This window comes from Clostridium mucosae, assembly GCF_024622765.1.
Classification (GTDB): Bacteria; Bacillota; Clostridia; order Clostridiales; family Clostridiaceae; genus Clostridium.
On the sequence record NZ_JANKAF010000012.1, the window covers coordinates 107,371 to 115,210 of the forward strand.

Here is a 7,840-nt window from a genome sequence, read left to right on the forward strand (position 1 = left end):
TAAATTATTGTACAATATAGTTAGTAGGATCTACAGGATCATTATCTACTCTAAGTTCAAAATGTAAATGGGGACCAGTACTAAATCCAGTATTTCCAATAGCACCTATTATATCTCCTTTTTTAACCTTATCTCCTACCTTAACGTAAAAGTCACTTAAATGACCATAATATGTAACCATATTATCTTCATGCTTAACCATTATTAAATTTCCATAACCACCGTCATTATACTGTGCGTAAGTAATCTCTCCATCCATTGCAACTAATACATCATCTCCTATATTACCTGCAATATCTATTCCCTTATGGAAAGAGTTCCATCGCTCTCCATATCCAGAGGTCATGTATCCCCCCCTAGTTGGGCTACTTAAAAAAGCAACTCCATAATCATAAGGATTTTTTGTTCCTCTGTATATCTTTTTACTAATTTGCTCTTTTATTACTTCTTCACTGACAACCTTAGTTTCTATTAGTTTATTGTTTTCATAAGTAACTTCTTTAACTTGCTTCTTTAATCCAACTTCTCCATATTCAACCTTACTTTCTCCTAAATACATTGAATCACTTGGTATTATTATTGTATTAGGCTGAATTTTTACATTTTCCTCAGTAGTATATTTCACATTTAATTTAATCTTACTTGATTCTTCTTGTGATAATTTATATATATAATTAGCTAGTTCATCATTTGTCTGTAATAAACCTAAGTCAAATCTACTTTCTTGTAAATCTATATCTCCATTTATTTCAAATGATAATACTGAGTCTTCATTGATATTCATTTCGTCTATAACTTTCCTCAAAACTAAATCTTTTATATTAGTTAGATTATTTTCTATTGAAGTATATCCTATAACTTTATTATCCAATTTAACTTCATAGCCATTTATTTTACCCGTTACCGCAACAATTAAATTTTCAAATATATTATCATCAGATATTTTATCATATAAAGAATATCTTGAGTTATTTAAGTCAATATTATTTAATGCATCATTTGTATTAGCACTAACCTTAATACAATTAATATTTATAGTTAGAATAACACTAAATATTGATAATATAACATATTTAATTATTATTCCCGAGTCTCCTTTTGTATCCATAAAATCTCCTTTCATATTAATAATGTTAAGCAACACATCTATTAGTTTTGCCAAATTTAGAAATAATATTCTTTTTATATATTCAATAGTTTTGTTGAGCCTAATTCACCACTTTGTTATAATTATCTTACTATACAATTAATTTTAGAAAGGTAGATGTAAATATGAGCACTTTTATGCTTAAATCAAAGCCTTTAAAATTTACTCCTGTCAGTAATGCATTTATTGAAAAATATATGCCTAAAGCTAGAGGAGAATTTATTAAAGTATATCTTCTTATGCTTAAATATAATTTTACAGGCGAAATCGGTGTTAATGCATCAATCTTAGCTACATCATTGAACTTATTAGAGTCAGATATAATAAACGCCCTTAACTACTGGAATGAAGAAGGAGTAATTAAACTAGTTCCAATAGATAAAATGGGAAACTTTGATATAGAATTTATAGATCTTTCATCTGAAAATATTGTTAATAGAGAAGAAATCAATATATTAGCTGAACTTTCGGATGAATCTAACAATGGTATGCTAAAAGATATAGAAAAACTGTTAGGTAGACCACTATCCCCTAGTGAATTCACAACCTATATAAGTTGGAAAAAAGATTTTAAGTTTTCTTCAGAACTTATACTACTGCTTATAGAGTACTGTGTTTCTAAAGGAAAAACAAATCATAGATATATCGAAAAGGTTGCTTTAGCTTGGCATGAGATGAATATAAAAACAATTGATGACGCTCAAAATTATATAAGAAAAACTGAAGATAAATGGGGTACTTATAGAGAAATTTTAAAATTCTTGGGAATTAGAAATACTGATATAATGAAACCCCAAGAAGATATGTTAGAGAAATGGACTACATCGTACAACTTTTCATTAGATATAATAAAAAAAGCATGTGATATTTGTTTCCAAAGGTTAAATAGAGCTGATTTTAAGTATATAGATGGAATATTGTCCAGTTGGAATAAAGATAACTTAAGAACATTAAAACAAATTGAAGAAAAAGAAACCTCTTATAAAAATTCATCTTCTAAAAAGAATTTTAACACTCAAAAATCAAATTCATATGAAAAACCTAAATTAAGATTCAATAACTTTAAAGGCCGTGACTATGATTATGATGATTTAGAAAAGAAATTATTAGGATGGGATAATGATGATTAAAGGATATGAAAAAGAATTAACATTAATATATGAAAACATACGACTTGAAGAGGAAAAAAACTTAGAAAAAAGACGTAAAGAAATAAAGGAGAATCATCCAGATATCTTAGAATTAGATAACTTAATTCAGAAAAAATCACTTAATTTAGCTATGTCAATTTTAAAAGGCATAAATGAATTAGAACTTAAAAGTCTGAAAGAAGAAATAGTTGAACTTAGATTTAAAAAGTATGAAGCTCTCGTAGCCAATGGATATGATCCAGAATATTTAGCACTTCATCATAGATGTAGTAAATGTAAAGATCAGGGATACATTGGTAGTACAAAATGTATTTGCTATAAAAATAAATTAGTTAACCTTTACTATAAAGACTCTGATTTACAAGATTCACTAAGAGTAAATAACTTCAATAACTTTGATTTATCTTTATTTGCTAATTATAAAATAAGCGATGATAAGTACACCCCTAGGAAAAACATTGAAAATATTCTTGAGTATATAAATGGAGATTTTATTCCGAACTTTTCTAAAAATAATGATAATATGTTATTTTATGGTGATTCGGGGACCGGAAAAACCTTCCTAAGTTGTTGCGTAGCAAAAGAACTTCTTGATAAAGGCTATTTAGTCGTTTATAGAAGTATAGATGAACTTATTAAAAATTTAAGAGAAATAAGATTTGAAAATAATTATAATTTAGAAGACCTTTTAATAAATTGTGATCTACTAATAATAGATGACTTAGGCGCAGAACAACTTACAGAATTCTCTGCAACAGAATTTTTTAATTTTTTAAATAAAAAGTTATTAAAGAAGAAAAAAATGCTAATTTCTACAAACTTATCTTTACCTGATATAAGTAAAAATTATTCTGAAAGAATTTCTTCCAGACTCCTAGGGAATTTTAAGTTATATAAGTTTTATTCTGAAGACATAAGAATTCAATTAAATTTGAAGAAAAAATAAAAAGAAGTGTAATATTGAATGTTAAAAATTTAATGTTACACTTCTTTATTTATGTTCTATAAAGTATAATTTTATATACAAAAAAGACTTTAGATAAATCTAAAGTCTTTCTGGAGCTGGCAATAGGAATCGAACCTACAACCTGCTGATTACAAGTCAGCTGCTCTACCGTTGAGCCATGCCAGCGCATAGTAATTCTATTCACTTTAAAGTGGCGACTCAGAAGGGGCTCGAACCCTCGACCTCCGGCGTGACAGGCCGGCACTCTAACCAACTGAGCTACTGAGCCAAATTTATGGTGGAAACAACAGGGATCGAACCTGTGACCCTCTGCTTGTAAGGCAGATGCTCTCCCAGCTGAGCTATGCTTCCATAATGGTGACTCCTAGGGGAATCGAACCCCTGTTACCACCGTGAAAGGGTGGTGTCTTAACCGCTTGACCAAGGAGCCATAAACTGGAGCTGGCAATAGGAATCGAACCTACAACCTGCTGATTACAAGTCAGCTGCTCTACCGTTGAGCCATGCCAGCATAATAATTTTATTCACTTTAAAGTGGCGACTCAGAAGGGGCTCGAACCCTCGACCTCCGGCGTGACAGGCCGGCACTCTAACCAACTGAGCTACTGAGCCAAATTTTATGGTGGAAACAACAGGGATCGAACCTGTGACCCTCTGCTTGTAAGGCAGATGCTCTCCCAGCTGAGCTATGCTTCCATATGGTGACTCCTAGGGGAATCGAACCCCTGTTACCACCGTGAAAGGGTGGTGTCTTAACCGCTTGACCAAGGAGCCAAATAATTTTTTTATCGCACTTTAAAGTGGCGACTCAGAAGGGGCTCGAACCCTCGACCTCCGGCGTGACAGGCCGGCACTCTAACCAACTGAGCTACTGAGCCAAATTTTATGGTGGAAACAACAGGGATCGAACCTGTGACCCTCTGCTTGTAAGGCAGATGCTCTCCCAGCTGAGCTATGCTTCCATAATGGTGACTCCTAGGGGAATCGAACCCCTGTTACCACCGTGAAAGGGTGGTGTCTTGACCGCTTGACCAAGGAGCCATGTTCTTTTTGTTTTTCTCAACCGAGCTGTTCTGTCGGCGAGCACATTAACTATAATACATAAATTTTAATATAGTGTCAACACTTTTTAATAACTTTTTTTTTTATTTTTTATTTACTTTATTTATACGTGTATTTAAGTCAATAATTTAGTGCTATTATCGCCGAATTTTACTACGTTTATAGCTCTTTCATATCTTAATAAATGTGATTGATTTTCTTTTATTTCTTTTTTTATTTTATTCATTTCAAAATTACAAACTTCTAAAAATTCTTCTCTATTTATTTCTTCTATATTTATTTTATAATTATTTTTCCTAAAGTTTTGTCCACTAGCAATTATCTTTACAGGAATCTTATCATTTATTACACAAATTATTTCCTTTTCCCATATCCCTCTTTTATTTACAGAATACTTATCTTTTAATAAATTTATTTCCTCTACAATTTCTTCAAATTGATCCTTAAAACTATCAAATAATATTTTATAAAATTGCACAGATATTCCCCTATTTAATTTTATTTTTAGAAAATCTTTGTTATTTATTAAAAAATCATCTACATCTGATTCCGGAATAAACTTCAAATCTTTATTTAAGAATATATTAATCCCCTTAGAATTAGGATAGTTTACTACACATTGATCATAGTTCATTCTTCTTAACTTGAATTCTTTATTGTAATCTTCATTATCTTGATTAACTACTTTAACTATCATAACCTCACCTCATTCATTATTTATTATTCCATATTCATAAATTTATATTATATATTTTTTAAAGATTACAGATTTAAAGAATTTATATTATAATTTGTATTAATTCATATTTGTTAAATTACACACTAGGATTTATATCTAAAATTAAAAGCAAATAAAGATTTTTACATATATAGAATATTATTATATTAACCAAAAAAATTATAATATGATAAAATTAAAATTATTAATTTATTAAGGAGATTTATTATGATTCATCATGATTTAATTATAGTTGGCGGTGGTGCTTCTGGCTTATCTGCAGCTATTACCGCTAAAGATTTCGGATTAGATGTTGCCATAGTTGAAGGTACTGATAGAATAGGTAAAAAAATATTAACTACAGGAAATGGTCGTTGTAACATTTCTAATAGAACAATTTCATTCCCTTTTCTATCTTACCATAGTGAAAATCCAGGATTTTTCACAAATGTTTTATCAAACTTCGGTGTAGATGACACCGAAAACTTTTTTCTATCATTAGGACTTCCCATTGTGGAATTAAAAAATGGTAAGATGTATCCCAAATCTCTTCAGGCATCTTCAGTTGTGGATATATTAAAATTAGCCTTAGAAGATAGAGGTATTCCTTTATACACAGATTGTAAAGTAAAAGATATCCACAAGAAAAATGTCTTTAAATTATCCACAAGTAACGAAGAAAATAAGTTATTCACATGTAACAAGTTAATTTTAGCTTGTGGAGGAAAATCAGCAGTAAAAACTGGATCTGATGGTTCTGCTTATAACTTAGCAAAATCATTTGGACATTCAATAGTTGAAACCATTCCTGGAATAGTTCAATTAAAATTGAATTATACTTATTTAAAATCTATTTCAGGAGTTAAATTTGATGGATATGCAATATTATTAGTTAATGGTGAACCAATAAGAAAAGAATTTGGTGAAATCCTCTTTACCGACTACGGAATATCAGGACCTCCAATTCTTCAAATTTCAGGTCATGCATCTAAAGCCTTATTAAAGAAAAAAAATGTTGAGGTTGTTGTAGACATGATGCCTAATCAATCTCTATCAGAAATAGAGGATTTTATGGAAAGCCATTTTGCAATGTTTTCTCATAGACCTGTTATAAGCTCTTTAATTGGAATTGTACATAAAAAATTAATTCCAATACTATTAAAGGAAGCTAAAATAGAAGATTTACATAAACCTTGTTATGACTTACAATGGGATGAGAAAAAAAGACTTATCACTCTACTAAAGCATTGGAAATTTAAATGCATTGATACTAATGGATTTAACCAAGCTCAAGTTACCATTGGCGGAATAAACACTAAAGAAGTTAACCCAAAAACACTTGAATCTAAATTAGTTGAAAATTTATATTTTTGTGGTGAAATACTCGATGTAGATGGCGATTGTGGCGGCTTTAATCTTCAATGGGCTTGGAGTTCAGGTCATTTTGTTTCAAAAAATATAGCAAATTCTTAATACAAAAAAAGGAGTAATAAATTATCATTCATTACTCCTTTTTTATAATTTAGCACTTATTCCAACGACAAATTAATCTTGTCAATTCCTTTCCATCAACAGTTTCTATTTTATGAATAGTAACTATTTCATCTCCCTCTTCTAATCTAACATCTGTAAATACTTTTACCTCTTCACCGTAAGTGCATTCTTTTTCAAATGTTACTTTTACTTCATTTAAAACATAACTATTTACGATATCTTCTGGTAATGTTTCAATAGCCCAATCGATGTATTTAGTATTATTTACATGCTTATTAAAATCTATATCTGTATATCTTATCTTGAAGTTTCTTTCATACTTATGTTCATTAATCTTTTCTAATCTAGGAAGCTTAAATTCCTCTTTCATATCGCCATCTACACCATAAATTTCATACTGCTCTTGAGGTATTCTCATCATTCTTCTTTTTTCTAGATTGACTAATAAAAATATGGCATTAGCAGATACAACCACATTCCCACTGCTATCTTTAATTTCATAATTTCTTAAAGCATAAAATTTCTTAAATCCTACAGCCTCAGTTTTCACTGATAGCTTTTCTCCATACATTGGATGTCTAAATACTTTTACATGATAGTTATAAAATACCCATGTCATATTATCTTTTAATAAAGCTTCCATACCTGATCCCAGCTCTTCTGATTGTTTTGTACCTATATCAGATAAAATATTTATAATAGTTGACATTGTACACCTTAAGTTACTATCTACATCGTAATAATGTAATTCGTATTCTTTACTATAACTTTTCCCCATAATATCCTCCTAATCTAAATATCAAAACTCTGTATTTCTACAGAGCTGAAATAATACTATAATTATAGCACTTTTTATATATTTTAGAAAAACTATGATAAAAGTACTTCTACTTCCTCTTAGTAAAATCTATTATAATTTAATTCATTAAGTAATTTCTCTACATCTATTCCTCTTTTTATACATATGTCTTCTATTGTACTTCCAATATTATTGCTAAAAATTCCACATCCTATTCCAAAGCTTAAAAAGATTTGTTCAACTTGATGATTTTCTTGTATAGCTTCTAATACAGTCATATTCCTATTTATCATCTTCTCACCTCTACTATATTTTCTTTTTATAGTATTAGTCTTATTTGTATTATTATGTATAAATTTCATAATGACTATTAACGGGGCTGTTGCAAAAGCAACTAGCCGAATAAATGGGAAAAGGTGGATTCAATAGAATCCACCTTTTTTGCATAAACTTAAATCATGAAACTATTCAGTTTATACAATACTAATCAACAATTAGTATT

7 protein-coding genes and 11 tRNA genes are annotated in these 7,840 nt (G+C 29.5%); 3 read left to right on the top strand and 15 right to left on the bottom strand.

The genetic code is table 11. The features are described 5' to 3' along the window. Positions 1–4: 4 nt before the first annotated feature. Complete coding sequence (locus NSA50_RS13620) at positions 5–1,108, bottom strand: peptidoglycan DD-metalloendopeptidase family protein (RefSeq protein ID WP_257445828.1); 1,104 nt, start codon at positions 1,106–1,108, stop codon at positions 5–7. A 164-nt stretch (positions 1,109–1,272) separates the two neighbouring features. Between NSA50_RS13620 and NSA50_RS13625 the strand changes: the two genes are divergently transcribed. Further along, positions 1,273–2,277: a DnaD domain protein gene (locus NSA50_RS13625; RefSeq protein ID WP_195265984.1), complete on the top strand. Its 1,005-nt coding sequence runs from the start codon at positions 1,273–1,275 to the stop codon at positions 2,275–2,277. Beyond that, positions 2,270–3,244 (top strand): ATP-binding protein, encoded by a 975-nt coding sequence (locus tag NSA50_RS13630; protein WP_195266093.1) that lies wholly within the window; start codon positions 2,270–2,272, stop codon positions 3,242–3,244. Before NSA50_RS13625 ends, NSA50_RS13630 begins: the two co-directional genes overlap by 8 nt. Before the next feature lie 111 nt (positions 3,245–3,355). Here the strand turns inward: NSA50_RS13630 and NSA50_RS13635 are convergent. From NSA50_RS13635 to NSA50_RS13690, 12 genes are all read right to left on the bottom strand, one after another. Continuing rightward, positions 3,356–3,430, bottom strand: a tRNA-Thr gene (locus NSA50_RS13635). A gap of 26 nt (positions 3,431–3,456) precedes the next feature. After that, positions 3,457–3,533, bottom strand: a tRNA-Asp gene (locus NSA50_RS13640). A gap of 7 nt (positions 3,534–3,540) precedes the next feature. Further along, a tRNA-Val gene (locus tag NSA50_RS13645) sits at positions 3,541–3,616 on the bottom strand. Positions 3,617–3,620: 4 nt separating this feature from the next. Continuing rightward, positions 3,621–3,695: transfer RNA gene (locus NSA50_RS13650), tRNA-Glu, on the bottom strand. A gap of 6 nt (positions 3,696–3,701) precedes the next feature. Beyond that, positions 3,702–3,776 (bottom strand) — tRNA-Thr (locus NSA50_RS13655). A 24-nt stretch (positions 3,777–3,800) separates the two neighbouring features. After that, a tRNA-Asp gene (locus NSA50_RS13660) sits at positions 3,801–3,877 on the bottom strand. 8 nt (positions 3,878–3,885) lie between these two features. Then, positions 3,886–3,961 (bottom strand) — tRNA-Val (locus NSA50_RS13665). Positions 3,962–3,964: 3 nt separating this feature from the next. Further along, positions 3,965–4,039, bottom strand: a tRNA-Glu gene (locus tag NSA50_RS13670). 27 nt (positions 4,040–4,066) lie between these two features. Continuing rightward, positions 4,067–4,143 (bottom strand) — tRNA-Asp (locus NSA50_RS13675). An 8-nt stretch (positions 4,144–4,151) separates the two neighbouring features. Next, positions 4,152–4,227, bottom strand: a tRNA-Val gene (locus NSA50_RS13680). A 4-nt stretch (positions 4,228–4,231) separates the two neighbouring features. Continuing rightward, a tRNA-Glu gene (locus NSA50_RS13685) sits at positions 4,232–4,306 on the bottom strand. A 136-nt stretch (positions 4,307–4,442) separates the two neighbouring features. Continuing rightward, positions 4,443–5,024 carry a hypothetical protein gene (locus NSA50_RS13690; protein ID WP_195266325.1) on the bottom strand — a complete coding sequence of 194 codons (582 nt, stop codon included), beginning with the start codon at positions 5,022–5,024 and terminating at the stop codon, positions 4,443–4,445. A gap of 249 nt (positions 5,025–5,273) precedes the next feature. Here NSA50_RS13690 and NSA50_RS13695 point away from each other — a divergent pair, with 249 nt between their 5' ends. Then, positions 5,274–6,518: a BaiN/RdsA family NAD(P)/FAD-dependent oxidoreductase gene (locus NSA50_RS13695; RefSeq protein WP_195266327.1), complete on the top strand. Its 1,245-nt coding sequence runs from the start codon at positions 5,274–5,276 to the stop codon at positions 6,516–6,518. 49 nt (positions 6,519–6,567) lie between these two features. Here NSA50_RS13695 and NSA50_RS13700 read toward each other — a convergent pair whose 3' ends face one another. Then, positions 6,568–7,317 (bottom strand): acyl-[acyl-carrier-protein] thioesterase, encoded by a 750-nt coding sequence (locus NSA50_RS13700; RefSeq protein ID WP_195266329.1) that lies wholly within the window; start codon positions 7,315–7,317, stop codon positions 6,568–6,570. Between the two features lie 119 nt (positions 7,318–7,436). Further along, positions 7,437–7,700 (bottom strand): hypothetical protein, encoded by a 264-nt coding sequence (locus NSA50_RS13705; RefSeq protein WP_257445831.1) that lies wholly within the window; start codon positions 7,698–7,700, stop codon positions 7,437–7,439. Positions 7,701–7,840: the final 140 nt, after the last annotated feature.